This window comes from Amycolatopsis sp. NPDC004772 (assembly GCF_053601215.1).
This window is the reverse complement of sequence record NZ_JBSGBK010000096.1, coordinates 1-19,508: the sequence shown is the minus strand read 5'-3', so window position 1 is coordinate 19,508 and position 19,508 is coordinate 1. Positions and strand designations below refer to the sequence as shown.

Annotated in this window: 22 protein-coding genes and 1 pseudogene; 9 read left to right on the top strand and 14 right to left on the bottom strand. The window is 71.2% G+C overall.

Annotated elements, in window-relative coordinates; translation table 11 throughout:
* Window positions 1–35: 35 nt before the first annotated feature.
* The 4 genes from ACWEF6_RS36620 to ACWEF6_RS36605 are packed head-to-tail and all read right to left on the bottom strand — an operon-like array spanning window position 36 to window position 3,090.
* Window positions 36–683 (bottom strand): response regulator, encoded by a 648-nt coding sequence (locus ACWEF6_RS36620; protein ID WP_449687144.1) that lies wholly within the window; start codon window positions 681–683, stop codon window positions 36–38.
* Window positions 680–1,786 (bottom strand): sensor histidine kinase, encoded by a 1,107-nt coding sequence (locus ACWEF6_RS36615; RefSeq protein ID WP_449687143.1) that lies wholly within the window; start codon window positions 1,784–1,786, stop codon window positions 680–682. The genes ACWEF6_RS36620 and ACWEF6_RS36615 overlap by 4 nt, the downstream gene beginning before the upstream one ends.
* Before the next feature lie 34 nt (window positions 1,787–1,820).
* Window positions 1,821–2,618, bottom strand: coding sequence for an SRPBCC family protein (locus ACWEF6_RS36610; protein WP_449687142.1), 798 nt, complete (start codon window positions 2,616–2,618; stop codon window positions 1,821–1,823).
* 55 nt (window positions 2,619–2,673) lie between these two features.
* Window positions 2,674–3,090 (bottom strand): MarR family winged helix-turn-helix transcriptional regulator, encoded by a 417-nt coding sequence (locus tag ACWEF6_RS36605; protein ID WP_449687141.1) that lies wholly within the window; start codon window positions 3,088–3,090, stop codon window positions 2,674–2,676.
* Window positions 3,091–3,168: 78 nt separating this feature from the next.
* Here ACWEF6_RS36605 and ACWEF6_RS36600 point away from each other — a divergent pair, with 78 nt between their 5' ends.
* Window positions 3,169–3,732: a flavodoxin family protein gene (locus tag ACWEF6_RS36600; RefSeq protein WP_449687140.1), complete on the top strand. Its 564-nt coding sequence runs from the start codon at window positions 3,169–3,171 to the stop codon at window positions 3,730–3,732.
* On the opposite strand, the gene ACWEF6_RS36595 is transcribed toward ACWEF6_RS36600, so the two are convergent.
* Together ACWEF6_RS36595 and ACWEF6_RS36590 are read right to left on the bottom strand one after the other, a co-directional pair.
* The gene (locus ACWEF6_RS36595; protein WP_449687139.1) at window positions 3,729–6,284 is read right to left on the bottom strand and encodes an ATP-binding protein; all 2,556 of its coding nucleotides are present in this window, start codon (window positions 6,282–6,284) and stop codon (window positions 3,729–3,731) included. The genes ACWEF6_RS36600 and ACWEF6_RS36595 overlap by 4 nt on opposite strands.
* A gap of 277 nt (window positions 6,285–6,561) precedes the next feature.
* A complete protein-coding gene (locus tag ACWEF6_RS36590) occupies window positions 6,562–7,134 on the bottom strand; it encodes a TetR/AcrR family transcriptional regulator (protein WP_449687138.1) in 573 nt (190 codons plus the stop codon).
* A 73-nt stretch (window positions 7,135–7,207) separates the two neighbouring features.
* Between ACWEF6_RS36590 and ACWEF6_RS36585 the strand changes: the two genes are divergently transcribed.
* On the top strand, window positions 7,208–8,398 hold the full coding sequence (locus ACWEF6_RS36585; RefSeq protein WP_449687137.1) for an FAD-dependent monooxygenase: 1,191 nt from the start codon (window positions 7,208–7,210) through the stop codon (window positions 8,396–8,398).
* Here the strand turns inward: ACWEF6_RS36585 and ACWEF6_RS36580 are convergent.
* Window positions 8,364–8,729 carry a winged helix-turn-helix transcriptional regulator gene (locus ACWEF6_RS36580; RefSeq protein ID WP_449687136.1) on the bottom strand — a complete coding sequence of 122 codons (366 nt, stop codon included), beginning with the start codon at window positions 8,727–8,729 and terminating at the stop codon, window positions 8,364–8,366. The two genes, ACWEF6_RS36585 and ACWEF6_RS36580, sit on opposite strands and share 35 nt — an antisense overlap.
* An 82-nt stretch (window positions 8,730–8,811) precedes the next feature.
* Here ACWEF6_RS36580 and ACWEF6_RS36575 point away from each other — a divergent pair, with 82 nt between their 5' ends.
* Both ACWEF6_RS36575 and ACWEF6_RS36570 read left to right on the top strand, forming a co-directional pair.
* Window positions 8,812–9,669, top strand: coding sequence for an NAD(P)-dependent oxidoreductase (locus tag ACWEF6_RS36575; protein WP_449687135.1), 858 nt, complete (start codon window positions 8,812–8,814; stop codon window positions 9,667–9,669).
* Complete coding sequence (locus tag ACWEF6_RS36570; protein ID WP_449687134.1) at window positions 9,666–10,415, top strand: SDR family NAD(P)-dependent oxidoreductase; 750 nt, start codon at window positions 9,666–9,668, stop codon at window positions 10,413–10,415. Before ACWEF6_RS36575 ends, ACWEF6_RS36570 begins: the two co-directional genes overlap by 4 nt.
* A 58-nt stretch (window positions 10,416–10,473) precedes the next feature.
* On the opposite strand, the gene ACWEF6_RS36565 is transcribed toward ACWEF6_RS36570, so the two are convergent.
* Window positions 10,474–11,250, bottom strand: a complete 777-nt coding sequence (locus ACWEF6_RS36565) for an NAD(P)H-dependent oxidoreductase (RefSeq protein WP_449687133.1) — start codon at window positions 11,248–11,250, stop codon at window positions 10,474–10,476.
* Between the two features lie 71 nt (window positions 11,251–11,321).
* Between ACWEF6_RS36565 and ACWEF6_RS36560 the strand changes: the two genes are divergently transcribed.
* Window positions 11,322–12,320, top strand: a complete 999-nt coding sequence (locus ACWEF6_RS36560) for a GlxA family transcriptional regulator (protein ID WP_449687132.1) — start codon at window positions 11,322–11,324, stop codon at window positions 12,318–12,320.
* Window positions 12,321–12,342: 22 nt separating this feature from the next.
* Window positions 12,343–13,227: a transglutaminase domain-containing protein gene (locus ACWEF6_RS36555; RefSeq protein ID WP_449687131.1), complete on the top strand. Its 885-nt coding sequence runs from the start codon at window positions 12,343–12,345 to the stop codon at window positions 13,225–13,227.
* Here ACWEF6_RS36555 and ACWEF6_RS36550 read toward each other — a convergent pair.
* A pseudogene (locus tag ACWEF6_RS36550) lies at window positions 13,184–14,085 on the bottom strand (LysR family transcriptional regulator). The gene ACWEF6_RS36555 and the pseudogene ACWEF6_RS36550 overlap by 44 nt on opposite strands.
* Before the next feature lie 97 nt (window positions 14,086–14,182).
* Here ACWEF6_RS36550 and ACWEF6_RS36545 point away from each other — a divergent pair.
* The gene (locus ACWEF6_RS36545) at window positions 14,183–14,566 is read left to right on the top strand and encodes a nuclear transport factor 2 family protein (protein ID WP_449687130.1); all 384 of its coding nucleotides are present in this window, start codon (window positions 14,183–14,185) and stop codon (window positions 14,564–14,566) included.
* On the opposite strand, the gene ACWEF6_RS36540 is transcribed toward ACWEF6_RS36545, so the two are convergent.
* Both ACWEF6_RS36540 and ACWEF6_RS36535 read right to left on the bottom strand, forming a co-directional pair.
* Window positions 14,563–15,195 (bottom strand): TetR/AcrR family transcriptional regulator, encoded by a 633-nt coding sequence (locus ACWEF6_RS36540; protein ID WP_449687129.1) that lies wholly within the window; start codon window positions 15,193–15,195, stop codon window positions 14,563–14,565. The two genes, ACWEF6_RS36545 and ACWEF6_RS36540, sit on opposite strands and share 4 nt — an antisense overlap.
* A 15-nt stretch (window positions 15,196–15,210) precedes the next feature.
* A complete protein-coding gene (locus ACWEF6_RS36535; protein ID WP_449687128.1) occupies window positions 15,211–16,029 on the bottom strand; it encodes a class I SAM-dependent methyltransferase in 819 nt (272 codons plus the stop codon).
* Window positions 16,030–16,219: 190 nt separating this feature from the next.
* On the opposite strand from ACWEF6_RS36535, the gene ACWEF6_RS36530 reads away from it, so the two are divergent.
* A complete protein-coding gene (locus tag ACWEF6_RS36530) occupies window positions 16,220–16,807 on the top strand; it encodes a dihydrofolate reductase family protein (protein WP_449687127.1) in 588 nt (195 codons plus the stop codon).
* On the opposite strand, the gene ACWEF6_RS36525 is transcribed toward ACWEF6_RS36530, so the two are convergent.
* Window positions 16,797–17,651, bottom strand: a complete 855-nt coding sequence (locus ACWEF6_RS36525; protein ID WP_449687126.1) for a sigma-70 family RNA polymerase sigma factor — start codon at window positions 17,649–17,651, stop codon at window positions 16,797–16,799. The two genes, ACWEF6_RS36530 and ACWEF6_RS36525, sit on opposite strands and share 11 nt — an antisense overlap.
* 65 nt (window positions 17,652–17,716) lie before the next feature.
* Between ACWEF6_RS36525 and ACWEF6_RS36520 the strand changes: the two genes are divergently transcribed.
* Complete coding sequence (locus ACWEF6_RS36520; protein WP_449687125.1) at window positions 17,717–18,754, top strand: alkene reductase; 1,038 nt, start codon at window positions 17,717–17,719, stop codon at window positions 18,752–18,754.
* On the opposite strand, the gene ACWEF6_RS36515 is transcribed toward ACWEF6_RS36520, so the two are convergent.
* A complete protein-coding gene (locus ACWEF6_RS36515; protein ID WP_449687124.1) occupies window positions 18,743–19,078 on the bottom strand; it encodes a VOC family protein in 336 nt (111 codons plus the stop codon). The genes ACWEF6_RS36520 and ACWEF6_RS36515 overlap by 12 nt on opposite strands.
* 9 nt (window positions 19,079–19,087) lie before the next feature.
* On the bottom strand, window positions 19,088–19,408 hold the full coding sequence (locus ACWEF6_RS36510; RefSeq protein WP_449687123.1) for a DUF6223 family protein: 321 nt from the start codon (window positions 19,406–19,408) through the stop codon (window positions 19,088–19,090).
* Window positions 19,409–19,508 lie beyond the last annotated feature (100 nt).

The window sequence follows — 19,508 nt, the reverse complement described above, 5'->3', positions numbered from 1 at the left end:
CTTCGCGTGTGGCGTAGGCAACGTCTCCGGTGCGGTCAGGACGTCGTGGGCCTCACCAGGCCCGACTCGTAGGCCGCGATCACCAGCTGGGCCCGGTCGCGCGCCGCGAGCTTGTGCAGCAACCGGCCGATGTGGGTCTTCACCGTGGCTATCCCCAGGTGCAGGCGGGCCGCGATCTCGTCGTTCGACAACCCGCGCGCGATCAGCGTCAGCACCTCCTGCTCGCGGGCCGTCACGCCGTCCAGGCGGGTCACCGGGCCCGAGGGGAGCCTGGCGAACTCCGCCACCAGGCGGCGCGTCACCGAGGGGGCCAGGAGCGCGTCGCCCGCGGCCACCACCTCGATCGCCGCCAGGAGGTCCGCCGGGCGGGTGTCCTTCAGGAGAAAGCCGCTCGCTCCGGCGCGCAGTGCCGAATAGACGTACTCGTCCAGGTCGAACGTCGTCAGCATCAGCACCCGGACGTCGCTCTCCGCGCAGATGCGGCGGGTCGCCTCGATGCCGTCCATCTCCGGCATGCGGACGTCCATCAGCACGACGTCCGGCCGCTCGACCCGGGTCAGGGCCACCGCTTCGGCGCCGTCGGAGGCTTCGGCGACCACCTCGAGGCCCGGTGCGCTGTCGACCAGGACCCGGAAGCTTCCGCGCAGCAGCGCCTGGTCGTCGGCGATGAGGACGCGGGTCATCGGGCCGCCACCTTCTCTTCGTAGGGCAGCCGCGCGAAGACGCGGAAGCCGGTTTCGGCCGGTGCCGCGGAGAATTCGCCGTCGTACACCGCGACGCGCTCGCGCATCCCGATCAAGCCGTGGCCCGGGGTCGCGGAGCCGCCGCGGCCGTCGTCGAGGACCTCGATGCGTACTTCGCCGTCGCCGCCGGTGATGTGGATCCGGCACGTCGATGCGCCCGCGTGCTTGACCACGTTGGTCAGGGCCTCCTGCACGATCCGGTACACCGACTGGCCGACTCCGCTCGGCAGTTCGGTGAGGCCGTCGATGACCAGGTCGACGGCGGGACCGGCCTGCTGCGTGCGTTCGGTGAGCGCCCGCAGGTCGTCGAGCGACGGGGCGGGCGCCAGTGCCGGGACACCGGTGCCGTCGCGCAGCACGCCGAGCATGCGCCGCAGCTCCGCCAGCGTTTCGCGGCTGGTGTCTTCGATGACGCGCAGCGCGTCGCGGGCCTGGTCGGGTTGTTCGAGCGCGACGTGGTTGCCGACCGCCGCCTTCACCGCGATCAAGCTCATGCTGTGCGCGACGACGTCGTGCATTTCCCGGGCGATCCGCAGCCGCTCCGCCGAAACCGCTTCCCGCGCGTGGTTTTCCCGCTCGATCGCGGCGTACTCGCGGCGGCCGTGGACCGCGATGCCGAGCGCGAAGCCGACGATCAGCGCCGACGCCCCGAAGTTCACCGTCGTCGCCGTGCTCGGGTTCGGCACCGCCACGCCGACCAGGCCGATCCCGAGGAGCCCGGCCGCCAGCCCGATCCGCGAGGCGCGGCTGCCGCGGGCCACCACGAACGTGTAGAGCGCGCAGCCGGCCGACACGACGGCGATCGCCAGCACCGGCCCACCGATCGGCACCGCCGCCGCGGTCATCACCAGCGAGAGGATGTAGGCCGGGCGCGGCCACCAGCGCCGCAGCACGATCGGCCCGACGCTCAGCACGAGGATGGTCCAGCCGAGCCAAGCGGGCAGCCACGGCGGCAGCGACCACGCGCCGGCGGCGAGGTTGCCGCCGGCCCCCAGGGTCAGCAGGAGGACGGCCAAGACGTCCAGGACGACGCGAATGCGCATGAACCGACCGTAATGCGGACTTTCCGGCCGCGCGTCAACCTTGGGTCGGATGCTCCGCGTAGTGCTTCTTCACGGCTTCGACGCGCTCGGGCGGCCAATCCGGCAGGGTGACGCCGTGGGTGGCGGCGAACAGCTTGTCGAGTTGCTCGTGCCGCCGGGCCAGCTGCGCCGGGACGTCGTCGCCCGCCGCTTCGGTGAACTCGACCCGGTTGCCTTCGAGCGGGTCGTGGACCAGGCGCCAGCCGGGTTCGTCCGGCAGCAGCGGCCGGAGTTCGGCCTCGGGTTTCCAGCCGAGGTCGCGGCGGAAGCGGATCGTGCCGTCCGCGAGGAGTTCGCCGTCGTCCAGGCCGAATTCCTCCACATAGGACACCATCCGCCCGTGCCACTCCCGCGGCTGCTCGAAGTCCTGCCCGGCCAGGCGGGCGGCGAGCGCGTCGAGGCAGACGTCCCAGCCGGCGGCGGTGCGGCCCCCGGCCAGCTTGGCGATCGCCGGGTCGCCGCGGCCGAAGGTGTGCGTGAACTCCAGGAGGCTGCCGTCGCCGTCGGCGGTGATCAGCCAGCGCAGGGTGTCGTCGTTCCAGACGAAGGTGAACTCGCGCGGCGGGTCGGCGGTGACCACCCGCCCGGTCGTCGTGCTGTCCTCGCCGGGGAAGGTGAACCGGATCGCGCCACCGGCCCGCAGCTCGACGTCGACCTTCGCCGGGAACCAGTGTTCCAGCTCCGCCGGGTCGGTGATGGCGTGCCAGACCTTCTCGGGCGCGTGCTTCAGGCGGCGTTCCAGCCGGAGCACCGGGCGCTCGCCGTCGGTCTGCAGCCTTGCTCGTCCGGACACGCTTCCTCCCGTGGGTTGCCTGTGTCGGTATATAACCACTGAGGAATATGCAGGGTCAAGCGCCGCGGACGGCGGAGACAGCGGCGGCCAGGTCCGGGTCGCTTGCGGCCTTGTCGAGCGCGGTCCGCAGCACTGCGCAATACGTCGGCTCGGTCTCGGAGTAGCGCTTGCGGCCGGCGTCGGTGATCACCGAGTAGACGCCGCGGCGGTCGTCTTCGCACAGGTCCCGGATGGTCAGGCCGGCGTCTTCGAGGCGCGCGCACATCCGGCTGACCGAGCTTTGGTTGAGGCCGATCGCGTCGGCGAGCTCCTGCATGCGCAGGCCGCCCCGCGGGCCCGCGACGAGCTTGCCGAGCGCGCGGTACTCGGACAGGCCGAGCCCGTGACGCCGCTGCAGGGCTTTGGCGAGTTCCTGCTCGATCCGGGCGTGCAGCACGAGTACGCGGCCCCAGGCCTGCTCGTCGACGGTCATCTTCCGGCCTCCTCTTGACGCCAGGATAGTCCAGGGACAGTATTTATATGTACATGCAAGTACATCGAGAGGGCTGACATGAGCGATCGCAGCTTCCTGTTCCTGGTGGGCGCCGCGCGGGCCGGGGGCAACACCGAAATGCTGGCCCGGCTGGCGGCCAAGGAGCTGCCCAAGGACGTCGAGCAGCGGTGGATCCGGCTGCCGGAGGTGCCGCTGCCGCCGTTCGAGGACCGCCGCCACGGCGCCGGTGCGCACCCGGAGCCCGGCGAGAACGAGCAGCTGCTGATGGACGCGACTTTCGCCGCGACGGACATCGTGATGGTGTCGCCGGTGTACTGGTACTCGGTCGCGGCGAGCGTGAAGCTCTACCTGGACTACTGGTCGGGCTGGATGCGGCTGCCGGTCGAGTTCAAGCCGCGGATGCGCGGCAAGGCACTGTGGGGCGTGAGCGTGCTGAGCGAGACGGCGCGCGAGGCCCAGCCGCTGATCGGCACGCTTGAACTGTGCGCGGAGTACCTGGGCATGGACTGGGGCGGGGTGCTGCTCGGCAACGGCAGCCGCCCGGGCGACATACTCCTGGACGAAGACGCGACGACGGCCGCGCGGACGTTCTTCGCCGGCGCGGCCCTGGTCACCACCTAGTCGAACGAACCGAGGCGCCGGCGTACGTCGGCTGCTCTGTTGAGGAAGCCGGTCTCGTCGTACAGCGTGGCGGCCTGTTGCCAGCGTTCGATGGCCTCGCTGGTGCGGCCGAGGTGGTGCAGGCCGCCCGCGAGGACTTCCAACGGCTCGGCGACGGTCATGTCGCGATTGCGGGGGCTGCCGCGCCCCAGGGTGATCGCCTCCAGGCACAGAGAATTCGCTTTCTCGAAGTCACCCAGGCCGCTCCAGGCGCGTGCCAACTTCGTCAACGCCGCAGATTCGCCTTCGACGTCGCCGATTCGTCGGCGGATACGCAGGTCGTGCTCACCATGTGCGAGTGCACGCCGGTAGTCGCCGAGTCCGGTGTACGCGGAGCTGAGATTGCCTTCCACCACTGCTTCCCAGCGACCGGTGTCGATTCCCCGAGTCAGCGGCAGCGCCGAATCGAAACATCTTGCCGCCTCCTCGAATCGCTCCTGATAACGGAACAACAGTCCGCGTTCGTTCGGTAGAGCAACTCGCAGTTCCCCGTCGTCGAGTTCATCGATCAGAATCGCCGCGCGGTCGAGGTCGGCGACGGCCTGATCCCACCGGCCCAGCCGGGCAGCGATGTCCGCGCAGCTGAGCAGGAGATGCGCCTCCTGAACAGGATTGCCGACGCGGTGAGCCGCGGCTACGCCGATGCGAGCGGCCTCGAGGCGGTCGCCGGGGCTGCCAACGGAGGCGAGAAAACGGGTGGCGTGGGCAAGCGGAATGGTGTGGTGGTCGAGCCGTTGGCTCGCTGCGTGCTGAAGAACGGCGAGGATGTTGGCGCGTTCGGTGGTGAGCCACGCCCATGCTTCGTCGAAATCGGTGAGCAGCCGGGGGTAAGCTGGTTCGGCCACCACCGCAGGCATCCGCGTGTAATAGGGGTGAACCTGGTTGTCGACTGTGTAGGTGGTGTGGGTGTACCAAGTCAGCAAGGATTCGATGGCCAGGGTGCGGCTGCCGAGGGTGTCGTGCCGGCGGGCTTGGTCGGCTGAGTACGCGCGCAGCAGGTCGTGGAACCGGTAGCGGCCACCGGGGGCGAGTTCGATCAAGTGTGCGCTCGCCAACGCGGCGAGCATCGGTCGGACCTCGATGGGTGGCAGCTCGGCAAGTGCTGCAGCGGCAGCCAGGCACAGGTCAGGGCCGGGGTGCAGCCCGAGTCTCCGGAACAAGCGGGCTTGCAGAGTGGGCAGGCGCCGGTATGACCAGTCGAAGACCGCACGAATCGCGGATCGCTCGTCCGAAGCTTCGCTGAGGATGTCCAGCCGGGTGTTGTCGTCGGTCAATTCGGCGACGACATCGGCGACGGCGAGGTGCGAATGGGCGGCGATTCGGCTGGCGGCGATACGCAGGGCCAACGGCAGCCGGGCACATAGCCGGACCAGCTCGTGGGTGGCGTCGGATTCGGAGCTGACGCGGTCGGCGCCGATGATGCCGGTGACCAGTTCGTGAGCTTCGAGCGGGGTGAGCAGGTCGAGAGTGAGGCGGTGGGCGGCGTCGGTAACGACGAGACCGGTGAGACTGTCGCGGCTGGTCACCACGACCATGCAGCCCGGGGCGCCGGGCAGCATGGGGCGGACCTGCTCGGCGCTGTGGGCGTTGTCCAAGATGAACAACAGCCGTTTGCCCGCGGTCAGTGAGCGCAGCAGTGCGGCCTGCGCATCGACGTCAGTGGGAATTGCGCTGGCAGCGACGCCGAGGGCACGCAAAAACCCGCTCAGCGCGTCGGACGTCGTGGCGGGGGTACCGGGTCCGTATCCGCGCAGGTTGACATGCAGCGTGCCGTCGGGAAAGCGGTCTTGGACGCGATGCGCCCAGTGCAGAGCGAGGGTGGTCTTGCCGATGCCGCCGGCGCCGTCGACCGCGGTGATCACGACCGACGGCGTCGCCTGCTCGGCGGGGTCGGAAGGAATCAGTGCATCGAGGGCCGCTAAGTGGTCGGCTCGGCCGGTGAAGTCCCGGACGACCGCGGGCAATTGCCGTGGCACCTCGGGTGAGCTGACGTGCGCTGGTACGGCCGACGAGACAGCAGGACTGGCCGGCACGGCCGGCTCGAAAAGATATGGGTGGTCGGGGAGCGTGACCCAGCCCCGTGTGTTGACTTCCTTGACCTCGACGGTGACCGGGTGCCAGGTCACGGGTGCTGCCGCGGGCACGTGCCGGACGACGTCGTCGAACAACCGATCGGATGCGATCACCGCCAGAACGCCGGGAGATGCGGCCAATGCCGCCTTCAACGCGGGTGCGTCGCAAAGCCGGAACGTCATGATCAACGACGTTGAGGTGACACCGTGCGCGTCGTAGCCGACCTCGCCGGCGTGCAGGGCCATTCGCAGCCGGATCCGCTGCGCCTCGGGATGGTTGTCGTTGTGTACCCGCAGGCGCGTGACCAGTGCAGGCAACGCTGCCTCCAGGAACGCCGCCTTGTCCGCCTCGGCCGGCACGAGTGCGCACACCGCGTCTCCGCTCACCTCGCGATAACTGTCCTCCCAACGAATCTCGGTCGCAGCGAAGGTCGCCTGCATGATCGAATGGAGGCCGTCCCGCACAGCTTGTAAATGTGGACCCGTTCGCCGAGGATCTCCGAAGCCTTCGACGTCCGCCACGACTATCAAGTGGTGCCGCAAACCGCGACCATTCACAATCTCGGCCCCTCCCCGCGCGCTAATCGGGTGAAACCCACCAAGGGTCCCAATGTGGCGGTGTAAAGAGAAAGGGCCATCCGGACGGCTGGTACCTGGCTCGCTGTCGGCTTCTTGTCGTACGCCGGATTAATCTTCGCTCCCCGGCCCTGGTCACCACCTAGGGCAGGACGTCCTTCGCGATCAGGCGCAGGCCGCTCACCAGGTTGGCGCCCGAGGGGGCGTGGCCCGGGTCGATCAGCCACTGGAGCATCACGCCCGACAGCAGGGCCTGGTGCACTGTGCCGACGGCCCGGGCTTCGGCGCTCTCGTCGTCAAGGCCCTGGAAGAGGTTGGCCAGGCCGTGGCGAGCCTGCTCGAGCGCGTTCGCCAGCTGGGCGCGGACGTTCTCGTCGAGGTCCGGCTGCGAGTACGCCTCGAAGCTGACCGCCCACATGCGGCGGTGCTCGCCGAACGACTCGATCACCCGCTGCCAGATCAGCGCGAACCGCTCGGCCGGCGACGCGCCCGGCGGCGTCTCCACTTGCAGCGTCTTCGCCAGCGTTTCGCCCCACTCTTCGTTCGCCTCGATCAGCGCGGTGTTGAGCAGCGCTTCGCGTGAACCGAAGTGGTAGCCGATGGCCGCCATGCTCACGTTCGCCGCCGAGGCCAGGTCCCGCACCGTCGTGCGGGCGTAGCCCTTCTCGTACAGGCAGCGCTTCGCGCCGGCCAGCAGTGACTCCTTGTTGCCCATGCCCGGAGCCTAGCACGAACGTCTTAGGCAAACGCCTTGCGCGATCGCCCAAATCCGGGTTACCGTTCTCGGCATGCAGAACAGACGAGTCCTCATCTCCGGCGCGAGCGTCGCCGGCCCCGCCCTGGCCTTCTGGCTCCGCCGCCACGGCTTCCTCCCGACGGTCGTCGAACGCGCTCCGGAACTGCGCGACGGCGGCTATGCGGTCGACTTCCGCGGCGCGTCGCTGCGGGTCCTCGAGCGCATGGGCCTGCTGGAAGCGGTCGAAGCGGCCGCGACCCGGATGGGCGATGTGACCTATGTGGACAGTGACGACCGGCCGCTGGTGGTCACGCCCGCGACGTACCAGAGCGGCGAGCTCGAAGTCCTGCGCGGCGACCTCGCGCGCATCCTGTACGACGCGACGCGCGACGGCGTCGAGTACGTCTTCGGCGACTCGGTCACCGGCCTCACCGAGCACGGCGACGGCGTCACGGTCACCTTCGCCCACGGCGAGCCGCGCGAGTTCGACCTGGTGATCGGGGCCGACGGGCTGCACTCGAACGTGCGGTCGCTGGCCTTCGGCGACGAGGCCGGCTTCCGCCACGACCTCGGCTACTACGTCTCGATCTTCACCGTGCCGAACCACCTCGGCCTCGACCGCGTCGGCCGGTTCTACAACGAGCCGAACCGGACCGTCGGCGTCTACAGCGCGCGGGACAACACCGAGGCCAAGGCGCTGTTCTGGTTCGGCTCCGAGGGGCTGGACTACGACCACCGCGACGTCGAGCAGCAGCGCCGGATCGTCGAGGAGACGTTCCGCGACGTCGGCTGGGAGACGCCGGCGCTGCTTAAGGCCATGCGGGAGGCGCCGGACTTCTACTTCGACTCGGCGAGCCAGATCAATCTGGACTCGTACGCGCGCGGGCGCGTCGCACTGGTCGGCGACGCCGCGTACTGCGCCGCGCCGCTCTCGGGGATGGGGACGAGCCTGGCGATCGTCGGCGCGTACGTGCTGGCGGGCGAGCTCGCGGCCGCCGGCGGCAACCACGCGACGGCGTTCGGCGCCTACACCCGCGAGATGTGCGGCTTCGTCGACGCGTGCCAGAAACTGGCCAAGGGCAACGGGAAGTGGTTCGTCCCGCCGACCCGCGGCTGGCTGCGGTTCCGCAACCTGAACTACCGGCTGCTGCCGTACCTGCCGTGGCGCAAGCTGATCGAGGAGCTGCCGCTCAAGGCGGGCAACGCGATCACGCTGAAGCCGTATGCGGTGGCGCCGGCGTGACGCCGCGGCGTTTCGCGATGCCGGCCATGTTCTCCTCGCCCCAGTCGCCCAGCGGCAGCAACGCCGTGTTCAGCCGCTGACCCAGTTCGGTCAGCGAGTATTCGACCTTCGGCGGAATCTCGTGGAACACCTCGCGGTGCACGATCTCGTCCGCCTCCAGTTCCCGCAGCGCCTGGATCAGCATCTTCTCGCTGATCCCCGCCACCTTCCGCTTCAGCTCGCCGAACCGCAGCGGCTCGGCGTGCAGCGCCCAGAGGATGAGGGCCTTCCACCGGCCGCCGATGACGTCGACGGCCGCGTCCAGTCCGCAGCGGTAGGTTCTCGCCAGCATGCAGGATCCTTACGTTTTGGTGGGTACCTGACTTATTAGTCGGTACTTGTCCAGTGTAAAGCGCGCCAGCAGCATGGAATCCATGGGAGAAAGCAAGAAACGCGTGGGCGTGCTCGGCCTGGGGCGGATGGGCGCCGCCCTCGCCGGGGCGCTCTTGGGGGCGGGACACGACGTCTCGGTGTGGAACCGGTCGCCGCTCAAGGCGGGACCGCTGCTCGACCGCGGTGCCCGCCTCGCGGCCACCCCGGCGGAAGCGGCGTCGGCGGACGTCGTCCTCAGTTGTCTGTCCACATACGACACCCAGCAGCCGGTGCTCGAGGCGGCCGACCTCGCCGGCCGGACGCTGGTCAACCTCACGTCCGGGACGCCGGAGCAAGCGCGCGGCGCCGCGAAGTGGGCCGCGTCCGAAGGCATCGGCTACGTGGACGGCGTGATCATGGCCGTCCCGCAGGGCATCGGGACACCGGCGGCGCAGCTCCTCTACGGCGGCTCGGAACCGGCGTTCACGGCGCAGCGCGACGTGCTGGAAGTACTGGGGACACCGGTGTTCCTCGGCGAGGACGCCGGGCTGGCGGCGCTGTACGACCTGGCGCTGCTGGGCATGATGTGGTCGACGATGGCGGGTTACCTGCAAGCGCTGGCGCTGGTCGGGACGGAGGGCGTCACGCCGGCGCAGTTCGCGCCGATGGCCGCGGCGTGGCAGTCGGCGGTCGGCGGGTTCCTGCCGGGCATCGGCGAGCAGGTCGCGAGCGGTGACTACGCGACCGACGTGTCCGCGCTGGACATCAACGCGGCCGGACTCGCCCTGCTGGTCGAGACGAGCCGCGCGCAGGGCATCGACACGGCGGTGCCGGTGGTGTTGCAGGAGTTGTTCGACCGAGCGGTCGCGGCGGGCCACGGCGCGCACGCGATCGCCAGCGTCATCGAGGAGATCCGGTGAAGTATCTGGGGAAGAAGGCGGTCGTCACAGGCGGCACGCACGGAATGGGGCTGGCGGTGGTCCGCGCCCTCCTCGACGGCGGCGCGGAAGTCCTGCTGACCGGCCGAGACGTGACGCCGCTGGAGGGGAAGCTGCCGGGCAAGGCACACCTGCTGTCCTCGGATGCGGCGCGCCTGGCCGACGTCGCCGAGCTGGGTGCGGTGGCCGAGGACCGGCTCGGCGAGCTGGACCTGGTGTTCGTCAACGTGGGGTTCTCGACGCTGACGCCGTACGAGGACGCGACACCGGAGCTCTACGACCGGACGTTCGACGTGAACACCAAGGGCGCGTATTTCACGGCCCGCAGGCTGGCCCCGCTGGTCCGGCCCGGCGGGTCGTTCGTGTTCACGACGTCGGTCGCGGCCGAGGCGGGCATCGCGGGGATGGGGCTGTATTCGGCGGCGAAGGCGGCGGTGCGTTCCTTCGCCCGCACGTACGCGGCCGAGCTGGCCCCGCGGGGAATCCGGGTGAACGTGGTCAGCCCGGGCTACACGGACACGCCGACGATGGGCGTCACGGGAGTGCCGGACGCGGTCTTGGCGGAGTTCAAGGCGATCGGCGACGAGACAACGCCGCTGAAGCGCCACGCAACGGTCGAGGAGGTCGCGGCAGCGGTGCTGTTCCTGGCGTTCGAGGCGACGTTCACCACGGGCGCCGACCTCCCGGTGGACGGCGGGCTCGGGCAGCGGCTCACCTTGCCCGCGTGAGCGCCCGCTTCGGGCGGTGGGTCATCCTGCCCGCGTGAGCGTCCGGCCGGGCGGTGCGTCACCTTGCCCGCGTGAGGTGGGCGCTCAGGCCGGTGATCCCCGGGGCGCGGTCGGGGCGGAGGACCAGATCTTCGTCGTAGTCGCCGCCGTTCTGCGGGCGGAAGGGGATCGGGTCCGCGGTTTCCAGCGTCCGCAAGCGTTTGCGCAGCCGGTCCCGTGCCTCGGCGAACCCGTCGTCCGGCACACGGTCGGCGCCGTAGACCGGCACCGGGGGCAGCACCGACATCCCGGCGTAGAAGAGCGTCCCGTGCTGGAGGGGGAAGAGGACCTCGTCCAGGGCGCCGTTCACTCCGCGTGGCCCCATGGCCGGCTCGCGGGCACCCGCGGTGAGCACCACCATCGCGCGCTTGCCCGCGAGCCGGCCTTCGCCGTAGCGCAGGGTCCGGCCGTCTTCGGCGCGGATGCCGTAGCCGAAGCCCTTGACGAAAACGCGGTCGAACCAGCCCTTGAGGATGGCCGGCAGGCCGTACCACCACAGCGGGAACTGCACGATCACCGCGTCCGCCCACTCCAGCTTGTCCTGCTCGGCCACGATGTCCGCGCTCAGTTCGCCGTGCGCGTGGGCCCGGGCCGACGTCGCCCCGACGATCAGCCGGCCGTCCCCGGCTTCGGCGCCGAAGTCGGCCGCGTCGACCACCGGGTTCCACTTCATCGCGTACAGATCCGACTCCCGGACGTCGTGCCCGAGCTCCTGGAGCGTCCGGAGCCCGTCGTCGCGGAGGGCCCCGCTCAGCGAGCGCGGCTCGGGATGCGCGAATACCCACAACACGTTCATGTCCTCGATGATCACGCCGTCGCGCGGCTCGATCGAGTGGCCTGATAGCCAACATGTGCAAGAATCGAGCCATGGCCGCATTCGTGCACCCGAACCGCCACCACGTCGCCGTCCTGGTCCGCCACGGCATGCTCGTGATGGAACTCGGCATCGTCCACCGGCTGTTCGGCCAGGCCCGCTCGGCGACGGGGGAGCCGCTGTACGAGGTCGTGACCTGCACGCTCGAGCCCGGCCTCGTCCGCACCGACGCGGACGTCGCCATCCCGGTCGACCGCGGTCCCGAGGTGCTGGCCGAGGCCGACACGGTGATCGTCCCGGCGTCCCTGGCCGAGTACGAGCCGATGGCGCGCGTGCTGACCCCACCGCTCAAGGCCGCCCTCGATCGCATCCCGGCGGACTCGCGCATCGCGTCCATCTGCACCGGCGCGTTCGTGCTCGCCGCGGCCGGCCTGCTCGACGGCCGCCGGGCCACCACCCACTGGCGCTCCGCCGAGGAGCTGCAGGAGCGCTTCCCCGAGGTCGACGTCGACCCGTGCGTCCTCTACACCGACGACGGCGACGTCCTGACCTCGGCGGGCGTTGCCGCCGGCATCGACCTGGTGCTGCACATGATCCGCCGCGACCACGGCGCCGCGGTGGCCAACGACGTCGCCCGCGGCACGGTCGTCTCCCCGCACCGCGAAGGCGGCCAGGCCCAGTTCGTCCGGCGGCCGGTGCCGGAGCCCCGCACGTCGTCGACCAAGGCGGCGCGCGCCTGGGCGCTGGAGAACCTGCACCGGCCGCTGACCCTGCGCGAGCTCGCCGCCCGCGAGGCGATGAGCACGCGCACGTTCACCCGCCGCTTCCGCGAGGAGGTCGGCATCTCGGCCCTGCAGTGGCTGACCCAGCAACGCGTCGAGCGCGCCCGCCAGCTCCTCGAGGAGACGGACCTCCCGGTCGACCGCGTCGCCACCGAAGCGGGATTCGGCACGGCGGCCTCGCTGCGCCAGCACTTCCAGGCGGCGCTCGGGGTGTCGCCGAGCGCGTACCGCTCGACGTTCCGCGGCGAACTGGCTGTTCAAACCGCATGATTTTTCGCTAGCTTCACCGGCTATGGACGACTTCTACGTCAGCCACAGCCGCTTCACCGACCCGGGTCCGCACGCCGCCTGGCTCGACGCCACCCCCGGCGACCTCGCCGCCCTGCGCGAAGCGGCATGCGGGCTGGTGTTCCACTACTGGGGCTCGGGCCCCATCACCGAACACGGGTTCCCGGCCGCCCGCAACGACGAGATCACCTTGCGGTACGCCGCGGACATGTGGGGCCGCCTGCGCGAGCTCGACCCGGCCCCGCCGAGCGAGCCGCGGCCGCCGCTGCACCGGATCGTCGGCTGCTGCCGCGACTTCACGCTGCTGTTCGTCTCGATGGCGCGCCACCACGGCATCCCGGCCCGCGCCCGCGTCGGGTTCGCGAGCTACCTGATGCCCGGCTGGTACCTCGACCACGTCGTCGCCGAGGTCCGCACCGCCGACGGCTGGCGCCTGGTCGAAGCCCAGCTGCCGCTCGGCTTCCGCGACCCGGTGGACGACGTCGAGTTCGACCTCCTCGACGTCCCCCGCGACCGCTTCCGGACCGGCCCCGACGCGTGGACCGCGATCCGCGCGGGCGAGCTCGACCCGGCCCTGGTGGTCGTCAACCCGGACCTCGACGTGCCGTTCCTGCGCGGGATCCCGTACGCGTGGCAGAACCTCGTGCGCGACGTCGCGGCGCTCAACAAGCACGAGATGCTCCAGTGGGACATCTGGGGCGCGCTCGACGACACCGTGGAGCTTCCCCCGGCCACCCTCGCCCGCGCCGACGAGCTGGCCGAGCTGATGGCCACCGCCGACGTCCAGCAGGTGCGTGCCGCCTTCGCGGCCGACGACGTCCGGGTGCCGCCGGTGATCCACACGGTCACCCCGCCGGGACAGCTTCCGGCCGAGGTAGTGCTTCGCTGACCTCGGTTGCCGTTCGCACGAACCGCGCTATCCGCGGGTCACGCGCCCCGGCCGGCCAGGCGAGCGCCAGCGCGTACGGCGTGGCGTCGACGACCGGCCGGTAGACGACGTCGTCCCGCACGCTCAACTCGGCGACCGACGCCGGCAGCAGCGCCACCGCCAGCCCGAGCGCGACCGTCTCCAGCAGCTGGGCGCTGTCGTGCACGATCGGCCCGGTGTCACCGGTCCGCCGGTCACGTCCTGCCCGGACCAGTACGCCCGGTCCGCGGCCGAGGAGAGCGGCCAGCACGGTGTCGGCCGCCCGGCGAAGTCGGCGCAGGTCAGCACGGCCCGGCCGGCGAGCTCGTGGCCCGACGGCAGCGCGGCCACCCGCGGCTCGCTGAACAGCACCTCGACGTCCAGGCCGTGGTGGGTGCCGCTCTGGCAGCCGAGTACCGCCACGTCGGCCCGGCCGTCCCGGAGCATCTCCGCCTGCTCGCCGAACCCGCTGACCCGCACGTCGACCGGATCGGGGTGCGCGTCGGCGATCCGCCGCAGCAGATCGGTGGCGACGCCCGGCTTCGCGGTGACGACGAGCGCCGGCGTCTGCTGTGCCGCCCGCCGCGTCCGCCGGACCGCCGCGGTGACGGCGTCCAGCGCCTTCGCCGACTCGGCGAAGAGGACGGCCCCGGCCGGCGTCAGCGAGACGTGCCGGCTGGTGCGTTCGAAGAGTTGCACCCCGAGCCGCCGCTCGAGCAGCCGGATCGCGCGGGACAGCGGTGGCTGCGCCATCCCGAGCCGTTCGGCGGCGCGGGAGAAGTTCAGCTCTTCGGCGACTGCGCGGAAATACCGCAGCTCACGGACCTCGACATCGTCCATACCGGGAGAGTATCGCGGCAGAGTCCACAGGTCTTTCCCTTTCTGATTCGCGCATGGTGGGCTTGGTGTCGATAACTCCACAAAGGACGGACAGCGGATGACGCAATCGCAGCACAACAAGGAAGTGGTCCTCGCCTTCCTTCGGCTGGCCTTCACCGAGAAGCGCCCGGCCGACGCCTTCGCCGAATACGTCGGCGACGGGTACGTCCAGCACAACCCCCACGCCCCGGCGGGCGGGGAGGCCTCGGCCCGCTACCTCGCCGGGTTCGTGGCGCGGTTCCCGGACCTCAGCCTGGACGTGCACCGGGTGATCGCCGAGGACGACCTCGTCTGCACGCACAGCCTGCTGCGCCTGACGCCCGGCTCGCGTGGCAGCGCGATCGCGGACGTGATGCGGGTCCGGGACGGCCGGATCGTCGAGCACTGGGACGTGGTGCAGGAGGTCCCGGAGGCGACCGCGAGCGGCAACCCGATGATCTAACCGGGCTGTTCGGTTCCCGCCGGGGCGATGCCGTGGAGCGCGGCGCTCACCACCGCGTCCACCGGCGGCGGGTCGAGGGGCGCCGTGTGCGGGAAGACCGTCGTCAGCACCGAGGCGTGGCAGTAGCCGACCAGCATGGCCGCCGTCGCGTCCACTTCGGACTCCGCGCGCAGGCGGCCCAGCGCTCGCTCCGCCTCGAGGTAGGCCACCAGCCGATCACGCCAGTAGCCGGACCGCTCGCTGATCTCCGCGAACCGCTCCAGCACCCTCGGCTGCGCGACCAGGCCGCTGAACGCCGGCACGAGCACCTTGTGCAGCGCCAGGCCGAACTCCAGGTGCCGGCGGAGGTTCCCGGTGAGGGTGCCTTCGCCGGCCACCGGCAGCTCGCCCAGCTCCGCCTCCGTCGTGCGCACGTGCTCCAGCAAGGCCCGGGCCACCAGCTCCTCCTTGTCGGAGAAGTGGTTGTAGAGCACGCCGTCGGCGACGCCCGCCATGCGCGCGATCTCCCGCACGGTCATGCCGGTCGTGCCGTGCGTGGCGATCATCTTCCGCGCGGTCTCGAGCAGCAGGTCGTGCAGTGACTGCCCGTCCCGCTGGGCGGCGGCTTTCCTCGGTGACATCAGCGCCATCGTACGGGCGCCCCGCTACGGCCTCCTTCCCGCGACCAGCCACGCCGTGCCGCGCAACCGGACCGCGCCGGGCCCCGCGAACGGTTCGAGCGCCACGGCGAGAGCCTCGGTCGCCGCGGCCGCCCTCGCGCTGTCGACCAGGCCCAGGTGGTGGCGGACCGGCCCCCAGTCCGCGATGAACCGCGCCGCGTCGGGCACGTCCCGGCCCCAGACCTGGTCGGCCTCGACGCGGGTGCACACCACGTCTTCGAAGCCGGTTCCGGTCAGCACCGCCCGGGTGTGGTCCGGGTCCGCGAACGACGTCGGCCCGCTGCCGTCCGGCCCGGTCGGCTGCGGCAGGTACGCCGACAGCGCGCCGAACACCCGGCCGAGATCGGTGCCGGACAACGCCGTCATGCAGAGGAACGCGAGCCGCCCGCCGGGGGCCAGCGCGCGCCGGACGTTGCCGAACGCGGCCACCGGATCGGCGAAGAACATCACCCCGAACCGGCTGACCGCCAGGTCGAACCCGCCTTCGGCGAACGGGTGGACCTGGACGTCACCCTGCTCGAACGTCACGTTCGGCACCTCGGCCGCCCGCGCCCGCGCGGTCGCGAGCATCGGCCCGGACAGGTCGACGCCGATCGCGGACCGGGCCCGCGCCGCCGCGAGCCGTGTCAGCTGGCCGTTGCCGCAGCCGATGTCGAGCACGCGGTCTTCCGCGCGCACTCGATCGAGCAGATAGCCGTTGAAGCCGCTGTTCACGGCGTCGTAGCGATCGGCGTGCGCCGCCCAGTGCTCTCCCTCGTACCCGTTCCACGCCTCGGCCTGCGCGGTGTTGACGATCCCGGTCATCCTCATCCCCTCCGTTGTGAACATGCGTTCATGAACACGTGTTCATGCTGCCGCCACGGCCACCCGATGTCAAGGCATCGGCCACCCGTCCCCGGATGTCGGCCAGGTGGCAGATCTTCCGGCGAGCCGGCCGCGGAAGACTTCTCGTCATCAGGGCAAACCGCCTCTGATCAGCAAAAAGGAGTTCGAAATGGCCGACATCATCGCCAACATGTCCATGTCCCTCGACGGCTTCGTGGCCGACCCGGAAGACCGCATCGATCACCTGTTCGAGTGGTTCGGCAACGGTGACGTCGAGGTTCCCACCGCCGTCGACTGGGCCACCTTCAAGACCTCCGAAGCCAGCGCGAAGATGCTGCGCGCGGCGATGGAGAACGTCGGCGCGCTGATCACCGGCCGCCGCCTGTTCAACCTCACCCAGGGCTGGGGTGGCACGCACCCGATGGGCGTCCCGGTCTTCGTCGTCACCCACGAGGAGCCCGCGGACTGGCCGCATCCGGACGCGCCGTTCACCTTCGTCACCGACGGCCTCGAAAGCGCCGTCGAGCAGGCCAAGAAGACCGCCGGCGACAAGAACGTCGCGGTCGCCAGCACGACGATCGCCCAGCAGTGCCTCAACCTCGGCCTGCTCGACGGTGTCCAGGTCGACCTGATCCCGGTGCTCCTCGGCGACGGCGTCCGCTTCTTCGAGAACCTCGATGCCACCACGAAGCTGACCGACCCCGAGGTCACCGAGGGCACCGGCGTGACGCACCTGTCCTACCGGGTCAAGCGCTGAGGAGCGTGACGTGCAGCGCGGCGAGGCGGGCGGGGGCGGCGATCACCTCATACGCCGCCACCCGCTCGCCCTCGACGGTCACGGCTAGGGCGAGCAGCAGCCGTCCGCGCGGCGCGACGACGACGCCGACCGCGCCGTCGACCAGGGCCGCTTCGGCGAACCGGGCCCGCTTCCCGAACACCTGGGTCTCCTCGGCGACCGCGCGGGCCCCGCGCACCTCCAGCGGCGCGCCCACCGGCAGCGCGGCGGCGTCGGCGCGGCGGACGACGTCCGGGGCCAGCACGTCGAGCAGCGAGGCGAGGTCGCCGCCGCGGGCAGCGGCCAGGAAACTGTCGACCACCCGGCGATGCCGGGCCAGGTCGGCCGGGGGCAGCGGCGTGGTGCCCCGGATCCGCTGCCGCGCCCGGCTCGCCAGCTTCTTCGCCGCCACCGGCGTGCGGTCCAGCACCGGGGCGATCCGGTCGAACGGCACCGCGAACAGGTCGTGCAGCACGAAGGCGATCCGCTCGGCCGGCCCGAGCGCGTCCAGCACGACGAGCAGCGCGCGGCCCACCGAGTCGGCGAGCGCGGCTTCGCCCGCCGGATCGGCGTCGGCGACCGGCTCGGGGACGACGTCCAGCGGCTCCTCGCGGCGGGCTTTCCGCGACCGCAGCACGTCGAGGCAGACGCGGGAGACGACCGTGGTCAGCCAGGCCGCCAGGTTGTCCACCGAGTCCACCCGGTTCAGCCGCAACCAGGCTTCCTGCACGGCGTCGTCCGCTTCGGCCGCCGAGCCGAGCATCCGGTAGGCCAGCCCGCGCAACCGGCCGCGTTCGGCCTCGAATTCGGCCGCCAGGTCGTCCATCGGTCACCTTTCGCTCGCGTCCACCGTCGCCTCCTCGACGTATCCCCGCGACCGGAGGTGACCGGATGAGCTTGCTGACCCCTGCCGACCTGGGCGGATGGCGCCTGCCGAACCGGGTCGTCGTGGCCCCGACGACCCGGGCGCGCGTTCCCGGGGGAGTGCCCGGCGACCTCCAGGCCGCCTACTACGCGCAGCGCGCGGGCGCCGGGCTCATCGTGGCCGAAGGCACTTGGGTGAGCGAACGGGCTGTCGGCTTCTCGGACGTTCCCGGCGTGTACACCGAAGCCCAGGTCGACGGGTGGCGGCGGGTCACGGACGTCGTGCACGCGCTCGGCGGCCGGATCGTGCTGCAGCTGTGGCACACCGGGGCGGTCTCGCACCCGCACTTCCTCGGCGGGCGGCCGGGCGGGCCGTCCGCGGTGAACCCGGACGAGCCGGTGTACCTGCCGTCCGGGCGGTGCCCGACGGGCACACCGCGCGAGCTGGGCGTGGCCGAGATCCGGGCGACGGTCGCGGAGTACGGCACGGCGGCGGAGAACGCCCGCCGCGCCGGGTTCGACGGCGTCGAGATCGCCGCCAACGGCGTGTACCTGCTCGCGCAGTTCCTGCACCGGCGGCTGAACCACCGCGCCGATGCCTACGGCGGGTCCGCGGCCGGTCGTCGCCGGCTGCTCGCCGAGGTGGTCGGCGCGGCCGCCGCACACGGCCGGGTCGGCGTCCGGCTTTCGCCGTGGTGGACCGGCGGACTGTTCACTGTGGACGATGCGCTGCGGGCCGAGTACGACGAACTGGTCGCCGGGCTCGACGCGGACTACCTGCACCTGCGGGGTCCCGACGCCGGGCCGGACTTCACGGGCTTCGCTCGTTATCGGGACCTGTTCGATGGCCTCCTCATCGTCAACAACGGCTTCGACCGCGAGACCGGCGACGCGGTGATCGACGCCGGGATCGCGGATGCGGTGTCGTACGCGCGGCACTTCGTCGCGAATCCGGACCTGGTGACGCGGTTCGCGCTCGGGCACCCGCTCGAAGCCGCCGACCCGGCGACGTTCTACGGCGGCGGGGCGGCGGGTTACCTGGATCAGGCGGTGCTAATCCCGTGACCACACCGCCAGTTCGCTCCCGCCGGGCTCGCGGAAGTGGAAGCGCCGCCCGCCCGGGAAGGCGAACGGCTCCTTCGTGACCACGCCGCCCGCGGCCTCCACCGTTTCGCGGGCCGCGGCTAGGTCGTCGGTGCGGATCGTGATCAGAGGTGCGCGGGGTTGTTCGGCCGCGTCCGCTTGGAAACCCAGGGTGAGGCCCTCGGCCCGGACGTCGGTGTAGTCCGGGCCGTACGGGGTCGCCTTCCAGTCGAACGCGCGCTCGAAGAACCGCCCGGACGCCTCGGCGGACGTGGACGGGAACTCGGCGAAGTCGATTTCGAACATGACCCGACGCTAGCGGCGACCACCGACAAAACCGCGCGAGCGCGCCACCGCCAGCCCGCCGAGGACGAGCGCGACCGCGCCAATCACCAGGTCCACGTAGCCGCCGACGATCCCGTAGCCGGTGCCGGGCCCGCCCTTCGCGGCGGCCACGACCCACCCGCCGATCACGACGGAACCCACGCCGCCCGCCAGGGCCACGACGGCTCCCCGGCCGCGGCGCAGGGCCAGCACGCCCGCGACCACCCCCGCCACTCCGAACACCGCGGCGATCAAGGACCAGAGCCGTCCCGGGGTCAGGTCGTAGGAACCGGCGGCGGCGAGGACGTTCATGAGGTGCTCCCTAAGGTTGATGTTGTTCGGGGCGAGTGCCCTGGATGCCCAGGGCGTCGGGGTGTGGCTGATGAGGCTCTGCCCGTGTGGTGGCTCGGAA

Coding starts and splice junctions, on each gene's coding strand:
- ACWEF6_RS36620 (WP_449687144.1), bottom strand. CDS start 683: ATGACCCGCGTCCTCATCGCCGACGACCAGGCGCTGCTGCGCGGAAGC.
- ACWEF6_RS36615 (WP_449687143.1), bottom strand. CDS start 1,786: ATGCGCATTCGCGTCGTCCTGGACGTCTTGGCCGTCCTCCTGCTGACC.
- ACWEF6_RS36605 (WP_449687141.1), bottom strand. CDS start 3,090: ATGACCGTCGACGAGCAGGCCTGGGGCCGCGTACTCGTGCTGCACGCC.
- ACWEF6_RS36600 (WP_449687140.1), top strand. CDS start 3,169: ATGAGCGATCGCAGCTTCCTGTTCCTGGTGGGCGCCGCGCGGGCCGGG.
- ACWEF6_RS36595 (WP_449687139.1), bottom strand. CDS start 6,284: ATGCAGGCGACCTTCGCTGCGACCGAGATTCGTTGGGAGGACAGTTAT.
- ACWEF6_RS36590 (WP_449687138.1), bottom strand. CDS start 7,134: ATGGGCAACAAGGAGTCACTGCTGGCCGGCGCGAAGCGCTGCCTGTAC.
- ACWEF6_RS36585 (WP_449687137.1), top strand. CDS start 7,208: ATGCAGAACAGACGAGTCCTCATCTCCGGCGCGAGCGTCGCCGGCCCC.
- ACWEF6_RS36580 (WP_449687136.1), bottom strand. CDS start 8,729: ATGCTGGCGAGAACCTACCGCTGCGGACTGGACGCGGCCGTCGACGTC.
- ACWEF6_RS36575 (WP_449687135.1), top strand. CDS start 8,812: ATGGGAGAAAGCAAGAAACGCGTGGGCGTGCTCGGCCTGGGGCGGATG.
- ACWEF6_RS36565 (WP_449687133.1), bottom strand. CDS start 11,250: ATGAACGTGTTGTGGGTATTCGCGCATCCCGAGCCGCGCTCGCTGAGC.
- ACWEF6_RS36560 (WP_449687132.1), top strand. CDS start 11,322: ATGGCCGCATTCGTGCACCCGAACCGCCACCACGTCGCCGTCCTGGTC.
- ACWEF6_RS36555 (WP_449687131.1), top strand. CDS start 12,343: ATGGACGACTTCTACGTCAGCCACAGCCGCTTCACCGACCCGGGTCCG.
- ACWEF6_RS36545 (WP_449687130.1), top strand. CDS start 14,183: ATGACGCAATCGCAGCACAACAAGGAAGTGGTCCTCGCCTTCCTTCGG.
- ACWEF6_RS36540 (WP_449687129.1), bottom strand. CDS start 15,195: ATGGCGCTGATGTCACCGAGGAAAGCCGCCGCCCAGCGGGACGGGCAG.
- ACWEF6_RS36535 (WP_449687128.1), bottom strand. CDS start 16,029: ATGACCGGGATCGTCAACACCGCGCAGGCCGAGGCGTGGAACGGGTAC.
- ACWEF6_RS36530 (WP_449687127.1), top strand. CDS start 16,220: ATGGCCGACATCATCGCCAACATGTCCATGTCCCTCGACGGCTTCGTG.
- ACWEF6_RS36525 (WP_449687126.1), bottom strand. CDS start 17,651: ATGGACGACCTGGCGGCCGAATTCGAGGCCGAACGCGGCCGGTTGCGC.
- ACWEF6_RS36520 (WP_449687125.1), top strand. CDS start 17,717: ATGAGCTTGCTGACCCCTGCCGACCTGGGCGGATGGCGCCTGCCGAAC.
- ACWEF6_RS36515 (WP_449687124.1), bottom strand. CDS start 19,078: ATGTTCGAAATCGACTTCGCCGAGTTCCCGTCCACGTCCGCCGAGGCG.
- ACWEF6_RS36510 (WP_449687123.1), bottom strand. CDS start 19,408: ATGAACGTCCTCGCCGCCGCCGGTTCCTACGACCTGACCCCGGGACGG.